The following is a 19821-nucleotide window of genomic DNA, read 5'->3' on the forward strand; positions in this document are numbered from 1 at the left end:
CGCGATTCGACGGTTGAAACTGACGCCGGATTCAACTATACATGAGGGGAGACGTGGATCACTGTCAGCGCGTAGGTATGACGCAAGCGAGAGGAATCGCTCATGAAGGTTGCCCAGAAGGTAGCAATTGTCACCGGTGGCGGCGGGGGGATCGGCGGCGCGTTGGCGCAGCGACTGGCCGCAGAGGGCGCTCGCGTCGTAGTAGCCGACCTCGACGGGGCGGCAGCTTCGGCAGTGGCAGAGGCGATCAACATGGAGCATCCCGGCGCAGCAGTGTCTGCGGGTGGCGACGTCTCCGACGAGACGGTCATTGCGGGCCTCATCGCGCAGGCGGAAAAGGAATTCGGCCCGGTCGACCTCTACTTCGCCAATGCCGGCGTCACCGGAGGCATGGGCCTCGACATCAGTGAGGACGTCTGGGACACGACGATCGACGTCAACGTTCGCGCCCACATTCGTGCCGCCAGGCTCCTCGTCCCTGGTTGGACCGAGCGCGGGGAAGGCTACTTCATCAGCACTGCCTCTGCTGCCGGCTTGCTCAGTCAGGTCGGGTCCGCTGCGTACTCGGTGACCAAACATGCCGCGGTCGCGTTTGCCGAGTGGCTCTCGATCACCTACGGAGATCAGGGCGTTCGCGTCAGTTGCCTGTGTCCGATGGGTGTCAACACCAAGCTTCTCTACGAAGGCGAGAACTCCGGCGATCCGGTCGGCAAGGCCGCAACCGGGGCCGTGCTTGCGGCAGGTAATGTTCTCGAGCCTGCTGAATGCGCCGAAATCGTTCTTGCCGCAGTAGATGCCGAGGAATTCCTCATCCTTCCGCACAAGAACGTTCTGGACATGTACCGGCAGAAGGGCGCCGACTACGACCGTTGGCTGCGCGGGATGCGCCGGTATCAGGCGTCGCTGCTCGCGGGAACGCGATGACCGAGGAACTCGTCCTCTCCGAGCAGAGAGGAGCGGTGCTGGTCCTGACATTCAATCGGCCCCGCGTTCTCAACGCGTGGACCAACGAGCTCGAAGATCAGTACTACGACCTTTTGGCCGCAGCAGACGAAGATCCCAGTGTCCGAGCAATTGTTGTCACCGGCTCCGGTCGAGGATTCTGCTCGGGGGCTGACCTCGGCAATTTGAAGAACGTCGGCGACGTCTCCGAAAGTGATCTTGTCCGACCACGGGACCGTGATTTCCCGACCACCGTTCGCAAGCCGCTGATCGCTGCCGTCAACGGCGTCGCCGCAGGGCTCGGAATGGTCGAGGCTCTGTACTGTGACGTTCGTTTCGGTTCGAGCGCAACGCGATTCACTACCGCGTTCGCGCGTCGAGGCCTGATTGCGGAGTACGGCATCTCCTGGATGTTGCCCCGCTTGGTCGGTCACAGTCGAGCAGTCGATCTTCTGCTTTCCAGCCGGATGGTGGATGCCGACGAGGCGTACCGTATCGGTTTGATCGACCACCTGGTCAGCGGCGGTGACGTTCTGGATGCGGCGATTGCTTACGCCGAGGACATCGCGGCCAACTGCTCGCCGACGTCCCTCTCCGTCATCAAGTCTCAGATGAGTGCCGACGCGCACTCGACCTTCACCGATTCCGCCAGGCGTGCGGAATCGCTGATGCTGAATGCATTTCACGGCCCGGATGTCGTCGAGGGCGTCAACAGCCATCTCGAACATCGAGCCCCCAATTTTCCTTCCCTCTCTGTCAGGAGTTCACATGTCAGTGTTTGAGTTCTCGGATCGCACCAAGAAGTACCAGGCCGAACTGCTCGATTTCATGGACAAGCACGTTTACCCGGCCGAAGCGGTCTACGAAGAGCAGATGCGTGAGTCCGGTAACCCGCACTTCCAGCCGCCGATCATCGACGACTTGAAGAAGGAAGCCAAGGCGCGCGGGCTGTGGAACCTCTTTCACCCGCATCCCGAATGGGGCCCCGGCCTGACCAACCTGGAATACGCACCGCTCGCGGAGATCATGGGCCGCAGCCACCTGGCTTCCGAGGCCACCAACTGCGCCGCTCCGGACACGGGAAACATGGAGGTGCTCACGCTCTTCGGCACCGACGAGCACAAGGAGAAGTACCTCAAGCCGCTTCTCGAAGGCGAAATCCGTTCTGCTTTCGCGATGACCGAGCCCGAGGTTGCCAGTTCCGACGCCACCAACATCCAGCTTCGTATGGACCGTGACGGCGACGAGTACGTACTGAACGGCCGTAAGTGGTTCGCTTCCAACGCTTTGCACCAGAACTGCAAGGTTCTGATCGTCATGGGCAAGACCGACTTCAATGCCGCCACCCACCGTCAGCAGTCGATGATGGTCGTTCCGATCGATGCTCCCGGCGTCACGATCCTGCGCAACCTGCCGGTCTTCGGCTACCAGGACCGCGAAGGACACGGCGAGATCACTTTCGAGGACGTGCGCGTCCCGGCCAAGGACATTCTCGCCGGCGAGGGCGAAGGATTCGCGATCAGCCAGGCCCGCCTCGGCCCCGGCCGCATCCACCACTGCATGCGTGCAATCGGAATGGCCGAGCGCGCACTGGAACTGATGTGCAAGCGCGCATCCACCCGCATCACCTTCGGAAAGCCCGTCAGCGACAACGCGAATATCCAGGACTGGATCGCCGAGGCTCGTATCGACATCGAGATGGTTCGACTCCTCACGCTCAAGGCCGCACACATGATGGACACGGTGGGCAACAAGGAAGCGCGCACCGAGATCGCAGCCATCAAGGTTGCAGCGCCGAACATCGCGCTCAAGATCATCGACCGCGCCATCCAGGTTCACGGCGGCGGCGGCGTCACGGACGACTTCCCGCTCGCGATGGCTTACGCCCACATGCGCACCCTTCGCCTGGCTGACGGCCCGGACGAGGTGCACAAGCGCGCCATCGCCAAGCAGGAACTGCGCAAGTACCGCGAAGTCAAGGCGAACTGACATGGCAGGACTGGATCTCACCGGTAAGACGGCAATCGTCACAGGCGCATCGCGGGGCATCGGCCTCGCGACCGCGCAGGCGATTGCGGCGGCGGGCGGAAACGTCGTACTGACTTCGCGCTCACAGGAATCCGCAGATGCGGCTGCCGCGCAGGTGAACGGCAACGCGATCGGCGTCGGCGCTCACGCGACGGACGAGGATGCTGCCAGCAAGTGCGTCGAGCAGACGATCGAGCGTTTCGGCAGTCTCGACATCTTGGTGAACAACGCGGGCACCAACCCGTCGTTCGGGCCGATCATCAACCAGGATCACTCGCGCTTCGCCAAGACCTTCGACGTCAACGTGTGGGCTCCAGTCCTGTGGACCGGCCTGGCAGCGCGGGCCTGGATGGGCGAGCACGGTGGTTCCGTGGTCAACACCGCCTCGATCGGCGGCATGGCATTCGAGGCCGGGATCGGCACGTACAACGCGTCGAAGGCTGCTCTGATCCACATCACCAAGCAGTTGGCGCTCGAGTTGTCACCGAAGATTCGTGTCAACGCCGTTGCTCCGGGAGTGGTGAGAACCAAACTCGCCGAAGCTCTGTGGAAAGAACATGAAGAAGCGGTGTCCGCGTCGACCGCTCTCGGACGCATCGGTGAACCCGAGGACGTGGCCGCTGCCATCGCCTTCCTGGTTTCGGATGCAGCCCAGTGGATCACCGGCGAGATCATGACCATCGACGGTGGCCAGTTGTTGGGTGACGCACTCCCGTTCCGGCAGGGAGCGTCCGTCGGTGGCTAGCGTCGGAGTAGTGGGACTCGATACCGAAGCGGTCACCGGGTGGATAGCAGGCCTGGGGATCGACTTCACCGGGCCGTTGTCCTTCGATCGAATCGGCCTGGGGCAGTCGAATCTCACGTACCTGGTTCGCGATCAAGACGGCAATCGCTGGGTGCTACGACGCCCACCGCTGGGGCACCTGCTGGCCTCGGCTCACGACGTGGCGCGCGAAGCACGAATCCTGAGCGCTCTCGAATCCACCGACGTGCCTTCGCCGCGAGTATTCGGGTTGACCGAGGATCCAGCCGTCACCGAAGTTCCGCTGCTCCTCATGGAATTCGTGGACGGCGAAGTGGTGGACCGAATGCCTCTTGCTGAGGCGTTGTCGGAAGATCGTCGCCGGGCAATCGGAATCTCGCTCGCTCAGACGCTGGCGAAGATACACGCCGTCGACCTCAGGAAGGCCGGTCTCGACGACCTGGCAAGCCACAAGCCTTACGCTGCACGGCAGCTGAAGCGCTGGGGCGGACAGTGGGAACAGTCGAAGACGCGGGAATGTCCTGACCTGGACGATCTCACCCGACGTCTCATTGCAGCTCAGCCGGCTCACACCGAAACCACGTTGGTGCACGGCGACTTTCACCTACGCAACGTGATCACCTCCGCTGAGAACGGCGAAGTTGTCGCGGCCCTCGACTGGGAACTCTGCACACTCGGTGATCCGTTGGCCGATGTCGGAAGCTTGTTGGCGTACTGGCCGGCGGCCGGGGAGGACACTGGTGGCGATTTCCCGGCGTCAGCGCTCCCGGGATTCCCTTCGCGAGAGGAGATCTCCCGGATCTATCTCGAGGCCACCGGACGGGATCCGGCTGCGCTGAAGTTCTGGCACACCTTGGGGCTGTGGAAGATCGCCGTGATCGCCGAGGGCGTGATGCGTCGCGCCCGCGACGAACCGCAGAATGCCGCCGAGAGCGGAACTCCCACCGTGGAACGTATTGACGCCTTGGTAGCCAAAGCCAGGGAAATTGCAGATCAGGCCGGGATCTGACGAGATCGTCCGGTGTCCGTCGAATCACGAAATTATGGAGGGCCAGTGAGCCAGGAACGTAGAACCGCAATTGTCACGGGTGCAGCACGCGGAATCGGTGCGGCAGTGGCCAAGCGACTGTCGGAAGACGGCTTTGCCGTTGCCGTGCTGGATCTCGACGAAGCAGCGTGTGCCGGAACCGTCGACGCGATCAAGGCCGCAGGCGGCCAAGCACTGGCCGTGGGCGCTGACGTCTCCGACGAGGCTTCGGTTGCTGCAGCGGTGGATCGTGTGGCCGCAGAACTCGGTGCACCTACCGTGCTGATCAACAATGCCGGCATCACTCGCGACAACCTTCTGTTCAAGATGAGCGTCGCCGAGTGGGATTCGGTGATGAACGTCCATCTGCGCGGAGCGTTCCTCATGTCGCGTGCGGTGCAGAAGTACATGGTGGAAGCGAAGTTCGGCCGCATCGTGAACCTCTCGAGCACGTCGGCTCTCGGCAACCGCGGACAGGTCAACTACTCCGCAGCCAAGGCCGGCATGCAGGGATTCACCAAGACATTGGCCTTCGAATTGGGCAAGTTCGGCGTCACCGCCAACGCCATTGCCCCCGGATTCATCGAAACCGAGATGACCGCCGCAACGGCAGAGCGCATGGGAGTCGGCTTCGAGGACTTCAAGACCGCTGCCGCTTCGCAGATTCCGGTCAACCGCGTCGGTCAGCCCGAGGACATCGCGCACACCGCGTCGTTCTTCGTCAGTGAAGGCGCGGGCTTCGTTTCCGGTCAGGTCGTCTACGTCGCCGGTGGACCCAAGGACTGACCGTCCGCTCACCGCTCGAACCGAAGGAATGGGCATGGCTTTCGACGAAGAGGCAGTATCGCGTGATCTCACCGAAAAGGTGAACACGCTTCTCGCGGAGAACGATCCGAACAGTGTGTCGGTGTCGGATTTCCTCGGCGCACGATTCGACGCCGGACTGGCGTGGGTTCATTTCCCCGAAGGTCATGGGGGACTCGGTGTACCGCAGAGCTTTCAGCGTCAGGTGAACGCTCAGCTGGAGGCCGCCGGCGCACCCGGCCCGGCCACCGGCAAGAACGGCATCGGACTCGGCATGGCGGCACCGACCATCGCCGCCTTCGGTACCGAGGAGCAGAAGCAGAAGTTCCTGCGCCCGTTGTGGACTGCGGAGACGGTCTACTGCCAGCTGTTCAGTGAACCGGGCGCAGGGTCGGACCTCGCGGCCGTCGCTACCCGCGCCGTCCGCGACGGCGACGACTGGATAGTCAACGGGCAGAAGGTATGGACGTCGGGCGCGCAGAATGCGCAGCTGGCGATTCTCGTGGCCAGGACCGATCCGTCACGTTCCAAGCATGCGGGTCTGAGCTACTTCATCTGCGACATGACCGACCCGGGCGTCGATGTCCGGCCGCTGCGTCAGATCACCGGCGAGGCCGAATTCAACGAGGTATTCCTCACGGACGTCAGGATTCCGGACGCCAATCGCCTCGGAGCCGAAGGCCAGGGGTGGAAGGTTGCGACCACCACCCTGAACAACGAGCGTGTTGCCATCGGTTCGGGCGCACCGCGTGAGGGAGGCATGATCGGAAAGGTCGCTCAGGCCTGGCGTGACGAGCCCGAGCTGCGTAATCCGGCGATGCACGACGAGTTGATGCGGCTCTGGACCGAATCCGAAGTTGCGCGTCTGACCGGTGAGCGACTGCGCCAGCAGCTCGCCGCCGGCCAGCCTGGCCCCGAGGGCTCGGGAATGAAGCTCGCGTTTGCCGGTTTGGCTCAGCAGATTTCGGGTTTCGACCTCGAGCTGCACGGCGAAGCTGGTCTGCGCTACGACGACTGGACGCTGCGTCGACCGGATTCCGTCGACTTCACCGGGCGTGAACCCGGATACCGGTACCTGCGAGCCAAGGGCAATTCGATCGAGGGCGGAACGTCGGAGATCCTGCGCAACGTCATCGCAGAACGTGTACTCGGGTTGCCGCCCGAGCATCGCGTCGACAAGGACATCGCCTGGAAGGACTTACCCCGATGAGCGCCGATCTGCTGTACTCCGAGACCGAACAAGATCTGCGAGCCAGCGTCAGACGACTGCTGAGCGAGCGGGCCGGCGCCGACACCGTGGTCACGGCGTACGACGACGTGTCCGCCGACTTCACCGGGCTGTGGAAGTCGCTGGCGTCGGAACTCGGTTTGGCGGGACTGCTGGTACCCGAGGAACTGGGCGGGGCAGGTGCGTCGACGCGTGAGGCGGCGGTCGTGATGGAGGAGATCGGACGTGCGGTCGCTCCCGTTCCGTTCTTCTCCAGCGCGGTGCTGGCGACGACGGCGTTGCTGAAGGCCGGCGAGACCGAGGTGCTCGGTCAATTGGCAGCGGGGGATTCGACGGCTGCTCTGGTCGTCCCGTTGTCCACTGCACCAGGAACTTTCACACCTACTGTCAAGGTAACGGCGAGTGGACTCGTCGGCAGCGTCACGACGGTTGCCGGCGTCGCCGAGTCCGATGTTCTTGTTGTTCCGGTTGCCGGTGAGAGCGGCCTGGAGCTGCACACCGTTCGGATCGCCGACGCTACCGTCACGCCGGTTCTGTCCCTGGACATGACGCGCCGATTGGCGGACGTCGAGTTCTCGGGTTCGTCGTCGGTCCGTGTCGACAGCGGCAATGCGGCGCAAGCGGTTGAGGAAGCGTTGCTCTGCGGAAGCGCACTTCTGGCGTCCGAACAGTTCGCTGTAGCTCAGTGGTGCCTCGAAACGACTCTCGCGTATGTGAAGGAGCGCAAGCAGTTCGGCCGGGCGATCGGTTCGTACCAGGCGATCAAGCACCGCCTCGCCGATCTCTGGCTCGAAGTCAGCTCTTCGGGCGCGGCAGCACGCTATGCGGCGGACACCTATGCACGCGGCGACGCCGATGCGGCGATCGCAGCGACGGTGGCCCAGGCATTCTGCAGCGGCGTCGCGGTTCATGCTGCGGAGGAATGCGTCCAACTTCATGGTGGTATCGGAATGACGTGGGAGTATCCGGCGCACCTGTACCTCAAACGGGCGAAGAGCGATCAGCTGTCGCTGGGAACCGCGTATCAGCATCGGGCACGCCTCGCCGAGTTGGTCGACCTCCCGATCTCGTCCTGAAACTCACCCACTATCTGTCTGGAGAATTGCTGTGAAGGCTTGGCGCGTCAACGAACTCGGTCAACCCCGCGATGTGCTCGCGTTGGAGGAGACCGCGGATCCCACCTCGAATGCGACGGAGATGTTGGTCAAGGTGCTGGCGGCTCCGGCCAACTTCCCCGACGTCCTCATGTGCCGGGGTGAGTACCAGATCAAGCCGCCACTGCCCTTTACACCCGGTGTCGAACTGTGTGGTGAAGTGGTCTCGGTCGGTGAATCGGTGACCAAGTTCGCAGTGGGGGACCGGGTGATCGGTAATCCGAGTCTGCCGTCCGGCGGATTCGCCGAGTACTCGGTACTGGATCAGAACAACACGTTCCCGGCGCCGTCGGCTCTCGACGACGCGGAAGCATCCGCTCTGAGCATCGGCTATCAGACAGCGTGGTTCGCTCTGCATCGCCGCACCCAACTGCTCGAGGGTGAGACGTTGTTGGTCCACGCTGCTGCGGGTGGTGTCGGTAGTGCGGCAGTGCAACTCGGCAAGGCGGCAGGCGCCAAGGTCATCGGTGTCGTCGGCGGCCCGGACAAGGCCGAGTACGCGCGCAAGCTCGGCGCCGACCTCGTCGTAGACCGTCACAGTGAGGACTTCGTGGCAGCGGTCAAGGAGTTCACTGGCGGCAAGGGCGCCGACGTGGTCTTCGATCCGGTCGGCGGCGACGCCTACGCGAAGTCCACCAAGTGCATCGCCTTCGAGGGACGGATCGTCATCATCGGCTTCGCTGGTGGCACGATCCCGCAGCCGGCACTCAATCACGCTCTCATCAAGAACTATTCGATCATCGGACTGCACTGGGGGCTGTACAAGGCCTACAACCAGCAGGCCATCGACGACTGCCACGTCGAGCTCACCAGGCTCGCCGATGCCGGCTTGGTCAAACCACTGATCAGTGAGCGGCTGTCGTTGACGGACGTTGCCGACGGTATCGGTCGCCTCGGCGACGGCACCACTGTTGGTCGCGTCGTGTTCCAGCCCTGATTCTTGCTGTGCGCCTTTATTAACCCCCGGCGGTTAATAAAGGCGCACAGCACTTCGTGTTCGACGAAAGGTTTCCCCGATGAGGCAAGCTGTCATCGTTTCCACCGCCCGTACCCCGATCGGTAAGGCGTACCGCGGCGCGTTCAACAACACTCAGGCTCAAGAGCTTGCTGCACATGCCATTTCGCATGCAGTTCAGCGCGCGGGCCTCGAGGGCGGCGAGGTCGAGGACGTCATCCTCGGCGCCGCGCTGCAGCAGGGATCTTCCGGCGGCAACGTCGCACGGCAAGCGGTGCTGCGGGCCGGGCTTCCGGACTCGGTTTCCGGAATGACGATCGATCGTCAGTGCTCGTCCGGGCTCATGGCCATCGCGACCGCAGCCAAGCAGATCGTGGACGACGGAATGCAGATCGCGGTCGGCGGCGGAGTCGAATCGATCTCGTTGGTCCAGAACGATCACATGAACAACTTCCGCGCGGCTGATCCGTGGCTGAAGGAAAACAAGCCGTCGATCTACATGCCGATGCTGCACACGGCCGAGATCGTCGCCGAACGCTACGGAGTGACCCGCGAGCAGCAGGACGAGTTCGCGCTCGTCTCGCAGCAGCGGACCGCAGCAGCTCAGAACGCAGGTCGGTTCGATCTCGAGATCGTCCCGCTGCCCTCGATCAAGCAGGTGCAGGACAAGGGGACGGGTGAGATCCGCAGCGAGTCCGTGACGCTGACCCTGGACGAAGGCAACCGCGCTTCCACCACGTTGGAAGGGTTGTCGAGTCTGCGACCGGTTCTGGCCGACGGGACTGTCAGTGCGCATTCCTCCATCACTGCGGGCAACTCGTCTCAGCTCTCGGACGGTGCCTCCGCTTCGGTGCTGATGGAGGCAGGCGAGGCGGAACGCCGCGGGTTGGCTCCTCTCGGTATCTACCGTGGGATGGCTGTCGCGGGTTGTGCTCCCGACGAGATGGGCATCGGACCGGTGTTCGCGATTCCGCGTCTGCTGGATCTTCACGGACTGAAGGTCGACGACATCGATCTCTGGGAACTCAACGAGGCCTTCGCCTCTCAGGCCCTGTACTGCCGCGACAAGCTCGGGATCGATCCCGAGAAGTACAACGTCGACGGCGGCGGTATCTCCGTCGGCCATCCGTACGGAATGACGGGTGCTCGTCTGGTCGGCCATGCTCTTCTGGAAGGAAAACGGCGCGGAGCCAAGCTCGTGGTGGTGACCATGTGCATCGGCGGCGGCATGGGTGCTGCCGGGCTTTTCGAGGTCGCATGAGCTTGATCGAGGGACTGTTCGACGTCAGTGGCAAGACCGTTGTGGTCACCGGTGGATCACGCGGCATCGGATACATGATCGCTCGCGGATTTGTCGAAGGCGGAGCGACGGTCGTCATTTCGGCCCGAAAAGCCGAAGCCTGTGACGAAGCCGCGCGAGAGCTTTCGGAGTTCGGCACCTGCATTTCGCATCCGGCCGATCTGTCCACGGACGAGGGGATCGAGAGCCTCGCTGCGAAGGTCGCCGAGATTTCGCCGACGCTCGACGTACTGGTCAACAACGCCGGTGCCACGTGGGGAGCTCCCGTCGACGATTTTCCGGCCGCCGGCTTCGACAAGATTTTCGACATCAATGTCAAGGCAATCTTCCTCTTGACGCAGAAGCTGTTGCCGCAGTTGCGTTCTGCAGCCACTGCGGAAGATCCCGCGCGCGTGATCAATATCGGATCGATCGACGGACTCGTGGTGTCGGGTTCGGAGAACTTCTCGTACGGAGCCAGTAAGGCTGCGGTGCACATGTTGACGCGCAAGCTCGCGGCAACGCTTGCGGGGGAACAGATCACGGTCAATGCCATTGCGCCGGGCCCGTTCCCGTCGAAGATGATGGCATTCCTCCTCGAGGACGAGCAAAGTGCAAAGGCTGTGGCGGACTCGGTCCCGTTGGGCAGGGTCGGAACTCCCCAGGATGCTGCAGGTCTTGCCATTTTCCTGGCTTCACGTGCCGGGGCTTATCTGACCGGCGCGGTGATTCCACTCGACGGCGGTGCGAGCGGAGCGCGCTGACCTACTGACTGATCTTCTCTGTCCGAAAAGGCCTGAAAGTCTGAACTACTATGACTTTCAGGCCTTTTCGCGTCTTTGTCTGATTGGGTTATCTGTGACTGCAGTTGCTAGATTGTCCGAGGTTCGGGGGGAACGACGACGACAACACCAACAATCCCGGCCATGGGGGAGTCATGTTTCGCGCGGGGAGATCGTTGGGGGTGTTCGGGGTAGTTGCTGCTCTGGCAGCTGCTGCCGTCACGGCGGTGGCTTCGCCGGCGATGGCTGCGCCGGGATGCGTCGGAGTCAGTGGCGTCGGTAGTAGTGGAGGTCCGGCCAATGCGGCGCCGTGGCTCAACGGCAACACCGGAGGGTTGCCAGGTCTGTCCGGTCGTACTACCGCGATCGAAAAGATCACCGGCACATACAGTCCCAACAAGACGGTTGATCGCTTCAATGTCCTGGGAACCGACCTGGGCATCATGTGGGACAACGGTGCGGGGCAGATTCTGACCGCTTTCGGCGATACCACCGGGCTCAGTCGTAACCCCACCTGCGACGGTTTGGTGGGCGAGTGGCGAAGTAATGTGCTCTTCCGCAGCTCGGATCGGGTACTCGCCGACGGGATGCGCATCGACAGCGCGCCGAAGGACGGTACCGGTCAGGCGCGTGAGATCATCTCCGGTCTGAAGATTCCGGGCGTCGAGGCTTCCAGTATCCCCACGAGCGGCATAGCAGTGAACGGTGTGCAGTATCTGAGCTACATGTCGGTGCGCAACTGGGGCGAGGCCGGGCAGTGGAGTACAAACTACTCACAGATTGCCACCTCCTCGGACAACGGCGAGACGTGGACCATGCGTCCGGAGACGCTGCGCCCCAATATCGGTGGGGTTCTTCCCGCGGGTGTCGCCCCCGTCGCCGGTAGCGAGAACTTTCAGATGAGCTCGATGGTGAAGGACGGCGGGTTCGTCTACAACTACGGAACCCCCGCGGGACGATCCGGCGAGGTTCGACTTTCTCGCGTGCCCGAGGGGGCGATCCTCGATCTTTCCGCCTACGAGTACTGGAACGGAAACGGCTGGATCCGAGCTGATCCCGCTGCGGCCGTACCCGTCATGGGCGGCCGCATCGGGGAGATCTCCGTTCAGTACAACGAGTTCCTCGGCAAGTTCGTGGCGATGTACGCCGACGCGTTCAGTTCGATCGTGATGCGAACCGCTCCCAGTCCGGTCGGTCCGTGGACGGCACCGGAAACATTGGTCAATCTGGTCGAGGTTCCCGGTATCTACGCTGCATACATCCACCCGTGGTCCAGTGGTTCGGATCTGTACTTCCTTGCCACCACGTGGGCCGACTACAACGTCATGTTGATGCGTACGACGCTCGTTCGCTGATCCGACTCACGTTTGCGCTGACTCAGGTTTGCGCCGAGTTACATTTGCGTTGGTTGGAGGTACACGATCTCCTCGGTGATCGGCGCGTCGTCATCGGCGTCGGTCGGCGGTTCTTGTCGGCGGCGCCACCAGATGGTGAACAGGACGGCTCCGATCACCAAGGCAGCCAGAGCGATTACCGCCACCCAGAATTTCGGGCCGTAGTATCCGACAAGGACCATGCGCATGGCGTTGCGCGCCCACGTGAGTGGCATCAGGGCGTGCAGCCACTGCAGAACCGTCGGCATCTGTTCGATGGGGTACACCGCGCCGAAGGCGAAGATCTGAATCATCAAGGCGCCCAAAGCGATGAAGGTTCCGTTGACGGCTCCGAACACAACGGTGAAGAGCCTGCCCGAGCTGACCGCGGCGGCACCCACCAGGATCATCACTGCGATCATCGCCAGAACACTAGGTGGTTCGACGTTTGCCACGGTCAGTGACACCACCGACAACACGAGCGCCGCGACCAAGGTGACCAGGGCGGGAATGCGGTAGCGGCGCAGCCCCTCACGCACCACGCTGGTGTGCGAGTTCAGTGAACGTCCGCGTCGTGGACGGACGACGAACCACGTGAGAATTCCGCACAGGAACAGTGCCACCGAGATTACGGCAGGGACGGCTCCCGGTCCGAAACCGGCTGCGGGATAGTTGTTCCGCGCGTCGACGGCAACCGGGGACGAGAGCAGATTGGCTGTGGTGGCGCGTTCGTCGTCCGAGAACTGCGGCACCTGGGCGGCGCCGTCGGACAAACCGGTGGCGAGTTCTGCGCTGCCCGCGTCGAGCTCGCCGACGCCGGCCGATAGCTGCCCGAGACCGTCACGGAGCGCAATACTTCCGGTGTCCAACTGCCCGAGGCCGGTGGAGAGTTCCTGTGCGCCGGTAGCGAGTTGGCCTGCGCCGTCGGACAGTTGGCCTAGTCCCGTGTTGAGTTCACCTGCACCGGCCGCCGCGGCAAGAAGCCCGCCACGGTAGTCGCTGCTCGGATCGGTGAGTTGGCGCGAGATCTCCCGCGCACCGTCGCGAAGCTGGCCGAGCTGACCGATCACGTCGTCGTCCGACGGTTGTGCAGTCAGGGAAGCCCGCAGTCCACCCAGGGCTTCGACGAGTCCGGCGGAGACCGGATCGGCCGAGTTTCGAAGCATCGACGTGAGGGCGTCGATCTGACCGACGACGGCGTCCGAGGACCCCGCGAGGTCGAGTACCGGGGTGGTGACCATGTCGACCACTTCGCTGATCTGACGGGCGCCTGCGCCGAGTTCGTCGGTTCCCCCGACCAACTGGTTGAGTCCGCTGCTCAGCTCGCCCGAGCCTGCAGCAGCTTCGTTCGCTCCAGCAGCCAGCTCGCCGGCTCCGGCGGCCAGCTCCTTGCCGCCTTGATTCGCTTCACCCATGCCGGTGGCGAGTTCCTTGCTTCCGGCGTAGAGCTCGTTGGTTCCGGCGAGTGCCTCGGAGGATCCGTCGGAGAGTTGTTGCGCGCCAGCGGCTGCTTCACCGAATCCTGTTCCGAGTTCACCCAACCCGACCAGCACCTGGTCGATGGACTGCTCGCCGATCGACTCGGAGACCGCCGAGCGCACCTGAGCGATGATGCTTTCACCGACCGGGCCGGCGACCAGACTGTTGTAATCGTTGTACAAGACGTCGAGTTCGGCCTTGCGGCCCGAACCCGATGCGGCACTGGCCACGTCTGCGCTGAAAGTCTTGGGAATGACGACCGAGAAGTAGTAGGTGCCGTCGTTGACGCCGTCGGCGGCTTCCTGTTCCGAGACGACCTTCCATGCAACGTCTCCGCTCTCGACGAGCGCGGCAACAACTTCATCGCCGGCTTGCAGACGTGTTCCGTCGAGTTCTGTGCCGGCATCGGCGTTGACGATGGCGACGGGCAAGCGGTTGACCGTGTCGCCCGGATCCCACAGTGCCCACATGTAGAACGCCGCAATCGACAGCGGTGCGATGACGAGGACAGCGAGAACTGTCCGGATGATGTGCGTGCGTCGCGTCGTGGCCGCGTTGTCGACTACGGGTTGTGGCGCCATGTGGAGCTCTCTTCTCGTGGACCGAAGCAGTTGTGGCACGAAAGAAAGCCACCAAAACTGCTGGACATACGTCCAGCTCGGTCACGATACAAAGCAAACGGCCATCCTGTGACCGTTTTCGAAGAATTGGGCGTTATCGGCCGCCGTGCTCTGCCTCGATCTTTGCCCACTCCCACCCGCGGAAGTTGGCCAGACGAAGCTCCTCTGCTTCGTCGAAGGTGTACCACTCGGTGCTCGGCGCATCGGGGAGAGTGCCGCGCAAGTATTCGCCCAGGTAGTGAAGTGGGCCTTCCCAGCCGGTTCCGACGCCGTAGCAGCCGGTGTCCGGGTCGTTGCGGAAGACATCGGCGACGGAGGCGTGCTCCAACTCGAGCCAGGTGGCGTCGGGGCCGTCTGCAGTCAGCCGGATCTCGACCTGATCGCTGTATCCGCGATCGCCGGGCGGTGTCCACTGCAGTCGCAGCAGGTGTGGGGCGTCGCAGGCCAGGATCTCGCCACTTGCCTGGCCTTCGAAGGCGTACGAGCCGCCCACCTGGAAGTCTCCGCTCACCGGAAGGAAGAAACGGTTGATGCGGTCAGGGGTCGTGATGGCGTCCCAGACGTCGTCGACCGACGCGTTGTAGCGGCGCTTGAGTACGGCAGTTCGAGCCGCACCTTCTGCGATGTCGCGGTTGCCCATGCTCCGCTCTACCGCCGTGAGGCTGGTGTCCTGGTTCGCGATCTCGGTCATTGTGAGTCTCCTTCGTCGGAAATATTCGATTGTGAAGATCTGCTCCGCTCGGAGCCGCGTCGTTTCCCTCGTGCGAGTTCTGTGGCCAATGCGTCGAGAGGGCCGCTCCAGAACTGCCGGAATCCGTCGAGCCATTGGTCCACTTCTTGCAATGGCGCGGGCTCGACGGCATAGAGACGCCTGGTGCCTTCGCTGCGGACGGTGGCGAATCCGTTTTCTCGGAGCACTCGCAGGTGCCCGGACGCGGTCGGTTGCGAGATTCCGAACTCCGCTGCCACGACTTCGGCGATCTGACCCGCCGAGCGCTCGCCGCTGGACAGGAGTTCCATGATTCTTCGCCGAACTGGGTCTCCGAGAACGTCGAACGCATGCACCAGTCATTTATATCGGCAATGGCCAATATAGGCAAGCGCCGAAACTTGTATTCGGGCGTCGGTCAGTCCGAGAGCGCGAACTCGTCGGCGTCGAAGAGTTCACCGATCAGCCCGCCGAGATGGCGTCGATGTTCGGCCGACAGTGTTGCTGCCGCCTCGGCATCGTGGTCTGCGCACAGCTCGATCAGCTTGTTGTGATGGTCGACGGAGTCCTGGCTGCCGAGAAGGCTCGAGAACTTGCGGTAGTAGATGCGGTGAATTTGTGGGTGAACCTGGTGAATCAGCTTCTTCAACAGCGGATTTGCCGCAGCGTCGATGATGACGCTGTGTAGGCGATCGTCCGCGGTCAGCGCTCGGCCTATGTCGTTTCGCTTGACGGCAGCGGCGAAGTCTTTGTTGGCGGAGCGCATCGCCCCGATCATCTCGTCGGTGAGGTTCGGTACAGCGGTGACGACGGCCAGTTGGTCGAGAGCTTCGATGACTGCGAGTGTTGCCTCGACGTCGCCGCGGTCGAGGGTGGTGATGCGCGTGTACGCACCGGGCTTCGCTTCCACGAGTCCGGTGTCGACCAGCCTTGCGAGCGCTTCGCGGACCGGAGTTCTGCTCAATCCCAGATACTCGGCGAGTTCGCTGTCCTTGATCTTCGAGCCCGGCGCCAGTTCACCGGTGACGATCGCTTCGCGAATGCGTTCGAGAGCGATGTCGCTCATTCGTGCTCGCTCAACCGGTTTACCGCCACGCAACATACTGGATATCGTACTCTGCACGTTGCTTGTCGCAGGTCAGCCCAGGTCGGCCAACGACGCGTGTTTCCGGGCATCCGCAACGCGTAGGAGCAGCGCGCGGGCGAGAATTGTTGCCGGATCGATGATCTGACAGGTTGTGGCGTCGGCGGGCAGTCCGAGCGGAATCTCGGTGCATCCGGCCACGACGACCTGCGCGCCCGATTCGACGAGAAGATCAGCGGCCCTGACGAGTTTGTCGGTGGTCTCGTCTCCGACGTTGCCACTCTTGATTGCTCGGATCGCCGGCATCACCAGTTCGTCCTGGATCGCAGGTCCTGGCACCAGGACGTCAATCGAGTATTCCGACAGCCATTGTTGATACAACCCGGTGCGGACCGTCCCCGTGGTGGCCAACAGTCCGACGGATGTGACGGCGGGTGAGAGCGTCCGGATGTGCCGAGCAACTTCGTCGATCATGTGGACGACGGGAAGTCCCAGTTGGGATGAGATGGCGGGCAGGAAGGCGTGGGCGGTATTGCATGGGATGGCGAGCGTCGTTGCGCCCGACTCTCGGAGGACGCGCGCACCTCGGAGCAGCCAGGGGGTGGGGTCCGGGCCGTCCTCGGTGAGTGCCAATGTCCGGTCGGGAACCGTGGGATCGGCCCAGATGACAACTTTGGGGTGCTCCTGATCCGTCGAACCTGGCGTCAGGGCAACGAGTTTGGAGTAGAAGTCCGCAGTAGCGGCCGGCCCCATGCCTCCGAGTATTCCGATGACGGGTTCGCTCATGCCCGCCGGAGAGTTGGCGCGCTGCCGTATTCGTTGCACCTTCATGTTGCAATCCAACCTTTCGCATCCAATATATTGGATACTCGTAATGTTGACTACAGTGAAGGAGGTTGAAGGTAGTTGTCAAGTAGGGCGCGGCGTTCCCAGAATTGCGAAGTTCGAGATCTCGCTCGATCAGCAGGGGGTGGGTTCGCCGATCTTGACGGCTGAGAGCACGGCTTCGATTTCACCGAAAGGGCTTCCGGCAGAAGGTGTCTGATCGACAACAATCCAGTTGGAATCGACCAGTTGGCGTCGACCCGCGCCAGTTGCGTCAGCACTTCTGGAGAAGAAGACTCCGGCCGACTGAATGGTGTCCTGCGCGTCTTGAAGATTCATGCACACGACGTTGGGCATGATCGCAGGAGTTGCAGGGGGCGTCACTTCTGCGGTGACTGGGGTGGTGGCCAGTGGAGTATTCGTCGGACCGGCCACCGAGGTGGTCAATGGAGCCTGAGTCGTCGTGGGTTGAGTTGTCGAGGTTGCAGTGGTGGTCGCGGTGGATGTTGATTCGGCCTCGCTGTCGGTGCTTGTTCCTGAGCATGCGGCAAGTGACGCCAAGGCGAATGCGCTGAGTCCGATGCGAACGGCAGTTGAGGACGGGCGAATCGATGTCGAAAAGAGTTGTGGTGCGCGCACAGACGTTCCTTGTCGGTAAAGGGGCGATGAAAAGGGGAGATTCGAGTCAGAGCACATCCGACGCCGTCGATGTGCCTTATGTCGAATAGAACCATAGGCTTTCGGCACCGGATTCGAGAGGAATTGCCTAATGCATTTTCTGGAACTACGACACGCGCAGTGTGAACCCCCAGCGGCGTATTCGCCTGTCCTGGAGAGCTACGGAGATGTGCAGACCGTTCTTCTGGGAACCGACCCGCTTCCCGACCATCGACGGTTCGACGCCGTGATCGTGATGGGCGGGCCGATGGGCGTCGGCGATCAGGGCGAGGTCGAGTGGTTGGCATCCGAGATCGAATACATTCGCGATCTGGTCGAGAACGATGTCCCGGTGTGGGGAGTGTGTCTGGGTTCGCAGTTGCTCGCCGCGGCGCTGGGTGCTCGCGTCTACACGGGCGCTGTGCCCGAAGTCGGAGTTGAGGAGATCACCTTGACTGTCGAGGGCCGGCAAGATCCCGTGTGGGGAGATCTGCCCTCCACATTTCCTGCAATGCAATGGCATTCGGATACCTTCGACATTCCGAACGGCGCGGTGCGGCTCGCTGGTTCTGCCAAGTATCCGAATCAACTCTTCCGATACAAGCAGAGTTACGCCGTTCAGTTTCACCTCGAAGCGTCCTCCGAGGTGGCGCGCGAATGGATGGAACTGGCCGAGTACCGCGACTCGCTGCATGCTTCACTGGGAGCGGACGGTCCGCGCATCTTCATGCATCAGTTGAGTGCTGCCGAGTCTCAGGGGCTCGAGATTGCCGCAGCGGTGATGGAGAAGTGGTTGAAATCGATCTCTGTTGAATAAGGCCGTTTTGTCCTGATTGACTGATTTACCTGTTACCTTGTGTTGTCGTGGGTGGATGAACCGATCCGGTCGAGCAAGACACCTCGTAGAGTCCGGATCTCCCCCGCGAAAGGGGAGCGATGCGCCGGATACGGAAGATATCGACAGCTGCAGTGACGTGTGTACTCGCGTCGACCGCGGTCTTGGGGGCGACCCAGGCTCATGCATCCCCGTGGGATTGCAACGTCACCGGCAGCTTGGATCAATCAGGTGGGCCGACCAATCCGATTCCCTGGCTCAACGGAACGGACGGGAAACTTCCGGAATTGCAGGGCCGCACCTCGGCGGTCGAGTACATCACCGGCGCGCTCAGCCCCAACCAAACCGTCGAGCGTTTCAACGTTCTCGGCACGGATCTCGGCATCATGTGGGACAACGGCGCAGGTCAGGTCCTGACAGCCTTCGGCGACACCGTCGGCATCGGATCTGACCCCCTGTGTTCCGGGGTGGTCGGTGACTGGCGCAGCAACGTCCTGTTCCGTAGCTCGGACGGAAATCTGTCCGACGGCATGAACATCGACTCCTCACCGACCGACCGGCCGAATCACTCACGCGAGATCATCGGAAGTCTGAAAGTCACCGGCGTCGAAACCAGCAGCATTCCGACGACGGGTATCTCGGTTGGCGGCGTTCAGTACGTCAACTACATGTCGATTCGTTCGTGGGGAGGGTCGGGCGAGTGGGTCACCAACTTCTCGCAGATCGCGTCCTCGCACGACAACGGTGAGACCTGGCAGGTCGAACCGGCCTCGTCCCGGCCCAATCTGCCGTTGACGGGTAACGACAACTTCCAGATGGGTTCCTTCGTCAAAGACGGTGGTTACGTCTACAACTTCGGTACCCCCGCGGGACGTTTCGGCGAGGGGCGCCTCTCGCGGGTCAAGGAAGCCTCCATCGCGGACGTCGCGGCGTACGAATACTGGGACGGAAAAGCATGGGTCCCCAACAATCCCGCTGCCGCTGCAGTAGTTCTCGACGGGGATGTCAGCGAACTGTCGGTGCAGTACAACGACTATCTCGGCAAGTTCGTCGCGATGTACTCCAACGAGTGGGGAGCGCTGGTGCTGCGGACGGCGTCGGACCTGACCGGCCCGTGGAGTGCGCCCGACGTAGTGATCGGCACCGACGAGGTTCCGGGACTCTACGGCGCGTACATGCACCCCTGGTCACAGGGGCAGGACCTCTACTTTCTCGCCACCACCTGGTCCGACTACAACGTGATGCTCATGAAGACCACGCTGCACCAGTGAACCGGA

Annotated in this window: 20 protein-coding genes; 14 read left to right on the forward strand and 6 right to left on the reverse strand. The window is 62.5% G+C overall.

The features are described 5' to 3' along the window. Positions 1-102: 102 nt before the first annotated feature. The 12 genes from RE4_RS01310 (at position 103) to RE4_RS01365 (ending at position 12317) form a co-directional block, all read left to right on the forward strand. Entirely contained in the window at positions 103-924 is an 822-nt protein-coding gene (locus tag RE4_RS01310) for an SDR family oxidoreductase (RefSeq protein WP_020909431.1), read from the forward strand. Next, a complete protein-coding gene (locus tag RE4_RS01315; protein WP_019745702.1) occupies positions 921-1724 on the forward strand; it encodes an enoyl-CoA hydratase-related protein in 804 nt (267 codons plus the stop codon). Before RE4_RS01310 ends, RE4_RS01315 begins: the two co-directional genes overlap by 4 nt. Beyond that, on the forward strand, positions 1711-2931 hold the full coding sequence (locus RE4_RS01320) for an acyl-CoA dehydrogenase family protein (RefSeq protein ID WP_019745701.1): 1221 nt from the start codon (positions 1711-1713) through the stop codon (positions 2929-2931). Before RE4_RS01315 ends, RE4_RS01320 begins: the two co-directional genes overlap by 14 nt. 1 nt (position 2932) lies before the next feature. Then, positions 2933-3715 carry an SDR family oxidoreductase gene (locus RE4_RS01325; RefSeq protein ID WP_019745700.1) on the forward strand — a complete coding sequence of 261 codons (783 nt, stop codon included), beginning with the start codon at positions 2933-2935 and terminating at the stop codon, positions 3713-3715. Continuing rightward, a complete protein-coding gene (locus tag RE4_RS01330) occupies positions 3708-4742 on the forward strand; it encodes a phosphotransferase family protein (protein WP_060937849.1) in 1035 nt (344 codons plus the stop codon). Before RE4_RS01325 ends, RE4_RS01330 begins: the two co-directional genes overlap by 8 nt. A gap of 45 nt (positions 4743-4787) precedes the next feature. After that, on the forward strand, positions 4788-5546 hold the full coding sequence (fabG, locus tag RE4_RS01335; RefSeq protein WP_020909429.1) for a 3-oxoacyl-ACP reductase FabG: 759 nt from the start codon (positions 4788-4790) through the stop codon (positions 5544-5546). 34 nt (positions 5547-5580) lie between these two features. Continuing rightward, entirely contained in the window at positions 5581-6774 is a 1194-nt protein-coding gene (locus RE4_RS01340; protein ID WP_003943047.1) for an acyl-CoA dehydrogenase family protein, read from the forward strand. Further along, positions 6771-7868 carry an acyl-CoA dehydrogenase family protein gene (locus RE4_RS01345; protein ID WP_020909428.1) on the forward strand — a complete coding sequence of 366 codons (1098 nt, stop codon included), beginning with the start codon at positions 6771-6773 and terminating at the stop codon, positions 7866-7868. Before RE4_RS01340 ends, RE4_RS01345 begins: the two co-directional genes overlap by 4 nt. A 31-nt stretch (positions 7869-7899) precedes the next feature. After that, the gene (locus RE4_RS01350; protein WP_060937850.1) at positions 7900-8883 is read left to right on the forward strand and encodes an NADPH:quinone oxidoreductase family protein; all 984 of its coding nucleotides are present in this window, start codon (positions 7900-7902) and stop codon (positions 8881-8883) included. A 79-nt stretch (positions 8884-8962) separates the two neighbouring features. Next, on the forward strand, positions 8963-10162 hold the full coding sequence (locus tag RE4_RS01355) for an acetyl-CoA C-acyltransferase (RefSeq protein ID WP_020971078.1): 1200 nt from the start codon (positions 8963-8965) through the stop codon (positions 10160-10162). Further along, positions 10159-10944: a RhlG family 3-oxoacyl-ACP reductase gene (locus RE4_RS01360; protein WP_020909426.1), complete on the forward strand. Its 786-nt coding sequence runs from the start codon at positions 10159-10161 to the stop codon at positions 10942-10944. The genes RE4_RS01355 and RE4_RS01360 overlap by 4 nt, the downstream gene beginning before the upstream one ends. A gap of 173 nt (positions 10945-11117) precedes the next feature. Next, positions 11118-12317 carry a glycoside hydrolase family 183 protein gene (locus RE4_RS01365; protein WP_019745693.1) on the forward strand — a complete coding sequence of 400 codons (1200 nt, stop codon included), beginning with the start codon at positions 11118-11120 and terminating at the stop codon, positions 12315-12317. A 38-nt stretch (positions 12318-12355) separates the two neighbouring features. On the opposite strand, the gene RE4_RS01370 is transcribed toward RE4_RS01365, so the two are convergent. The 6 genes from RE4_RS01370 to RE4_RS01395 all read right to left on the reverse strand — a co-directional run bounded on the left by RE4_RS01370 (position 12356) and on the right by RE4_RS01395 (position 17691). Beyond that, positions 12356-14395, reverse strand: coding sequence for a YhgE/Pip domain-containing protein (locus RE4_RS01370; RefSeq protein WP_020971076.1), 2040 nt, complete (start codon positions 14393-14395; stop codon positions 12356-12358). Positions 14396-14528: 133 nt separating this feature from the next. Continuing rightward, positions 14529-15125 carry an SRPBCC domain-containing protein gene (locus RE4_RS01375; protein WP_020909424.1) on the reverse strand — a complete coding sequence of 199 codons (597 nt, stop codon included), beginning with the start codon at positions 15123-15125 and terminating at the stop codon, positions 14529-14531. Continuing rightward, on the reverse strand, positions 15122-15499 hold the full coding sequence (locus RE4_RS01380; RefSeq protein ID WP_060937851.1) for an ArsR/SmtB family transcription factor: 378 nt from the start codon (positions 15497-15499) through the stop codon (positions 15122-15124). Before RE4_RS01380 ends, RE4_RS01375 begins: the two co-directional genes overlap by 4 nt. Positions 15500-15561: 62 nt before the next feature. Next, entirely contained in the window at positions 15562-16245 is a 684-nt protein-coding gene (locus RE4_RS01385; RefSeq protein WP_019745689.1) for a GntR family transcriptional regulator, read from the reverse strand. Between the two features lie 36 nt (positions 16246-16281). Next, complete coding sequence (cuyB, locus tag RE4_RS01390) at positions 16282-17058, reverse strand: cysteate racemase (RefSeq protein WP_232253260.1); 777 nt, start codon at positions 17056-17058, stop codon at positions 16282-16284. A gap of 129 nt (positions 17059-17187) precedes the next feature. Continuing rightward, complete coding sequence (locus RE4_RS01395) at positions 17188-17691, reverse strand: PASTA domain-containing protein (protein WP_021345800.1); 504 nt, start codon at positions 17689-17691, stop codon at positions 17188-17190. 130 nt (positions 17692-17821) lie between these two features. Here RE4_RS01395 and RE4_RS01400 point away from each other — a divergent pair, with 130 nt between their 5' ends. After that, positions 17822-18526, forward strand: a complete 705-nt coding sequence (locus tag RE4_RS01400; RefSeq protein ID WP_029256465.1) for a type 1 glutamine amidotransferase — start codon at positions 17822-17824, stop codon at positions 18524-18526. Positions 18527-18645: 119 nt separating this feature from the next. Then, a complete protein-coding gene (locus tag RE4_RS01405) occupies positions 18646-19815 on the forward strand; it encodes a glycoside hydrolase family 183 protein (protein WP_019745686.1) in 1170 nt (389 codons plus the stop codon). Positions 19816-19821: the final 6 nt, after the last annotated feature.

Origin of the sequence: Rhodococcus erythropolis NBRC 15567 (assembly GCF_001552595.1) — a bacterium.
Taxonomy (GTDB): Bacteria; Actinomycetota; Actinomycetes; order Mycobacteriales; family Mycobacteriaceae; genus Rhodococcus_F; species Rhodococcus_F erythropolis.

Coding starts and splice junctions, on each gene's coding strand:
- RE4_RS01310 (WP_020909431.1), top strand. CDS start 103: ATGAAGGTTGCCCAGAAGGTAGCAATTGTCACCGGTGGCGGCGGGGGG.
- RE4_RS01315 (WP_019745702.1), top strand. CDS start 921: ATGACCGAGGAACTCGTCCTCTCCGAGCAGAGAGGAGCGGTGCTGGTC.
- RE4_RS01320 (WP_019745701.1), top strand. CDS start 1,711: ATGTCAGTGTTTGAGTTCTCGGATCGCACCAAGAAGTACCAGGCCGAA.
- RE4_RS01325 (WP_019745700.1), top strand. CDS start 2,933: ATGGCAGGACTGGATCTCACCGGTAAGACGGCAATCGTCACAGGCGCA.
- RE4_RS01340 (WP_003943047.1), top strand. CDS start 5,581: ATGGCTTTCGACGAAGAGGCAGTATCGCGTGATCTCACCGAAAAGGTG.
- RE4_RS01345 (WP_020909428.1), top strand. CDS start 6,771: ATGAGCGCCGATCTGCTGTACTCCGAGACCGAACAAGATCTGCGAGCC.
- RE4_RS01355 (WP_020971078.1), top strand. CDS start 8,963: ATGAGGCAAGCTGTCATCGTTTCCACCGCCCGTACCCCGATCGGTAAG.
- RE4_RS01360 (WP_020909426.1), top strand. CDS start 10,159: ATGAGCTTGATCGAGGGACTGTTCGACGTCAGTGGCAAGACCGTTGTG.
- RE4_RS01365 (WP_019745693.1), top strand. CDS start 11,118: ATGTTTCGCGCGGGGAGATCGTTGGGGGTGTTCGGGGTAGTTGCTGCT.
- RE4_RS01370 (WP_020971076.1), bottom strand. CDS start 14,395: ATGGCGCCACAACCCGTAGTCGACAACGCGGCCACGACGCGACGCACG.
- RE4_RS01375 (WP_020909424.1), bottom strand. CDS start 15,125: ATGACCGAGATCGCGAACCAGGACACCAGCCTCACGGCGGTAGAGCGG.
- RE4_RS01385 (WP_019745689.1), bottom strand. CDS start 16,245: ATGTTGCGTGGCGGTAAACCGGTTGAGCGAGCACGAATGAGCGACATC.
- cuyB (WP_232253260.1), bottom strand. CDS start 17,058: ATGAAGGTGCAACGAATACGGCAGCGCGCCAACTCTCCGGCGGGCATG.
- RE4_RS01400 (WP_029256465.1), top strand. CDS start 17,822: ATGCATTTTCTGGAACTACGACACGCGCAGTGTGAACCCCCAGCGGCG.
- RE4_RS01405 (WP_019745686.1), top strand. CDS start 18,646: ATGCGCCGGATACGGAAGATATCGACAGCTGCAGTGACGTGTGTACTC.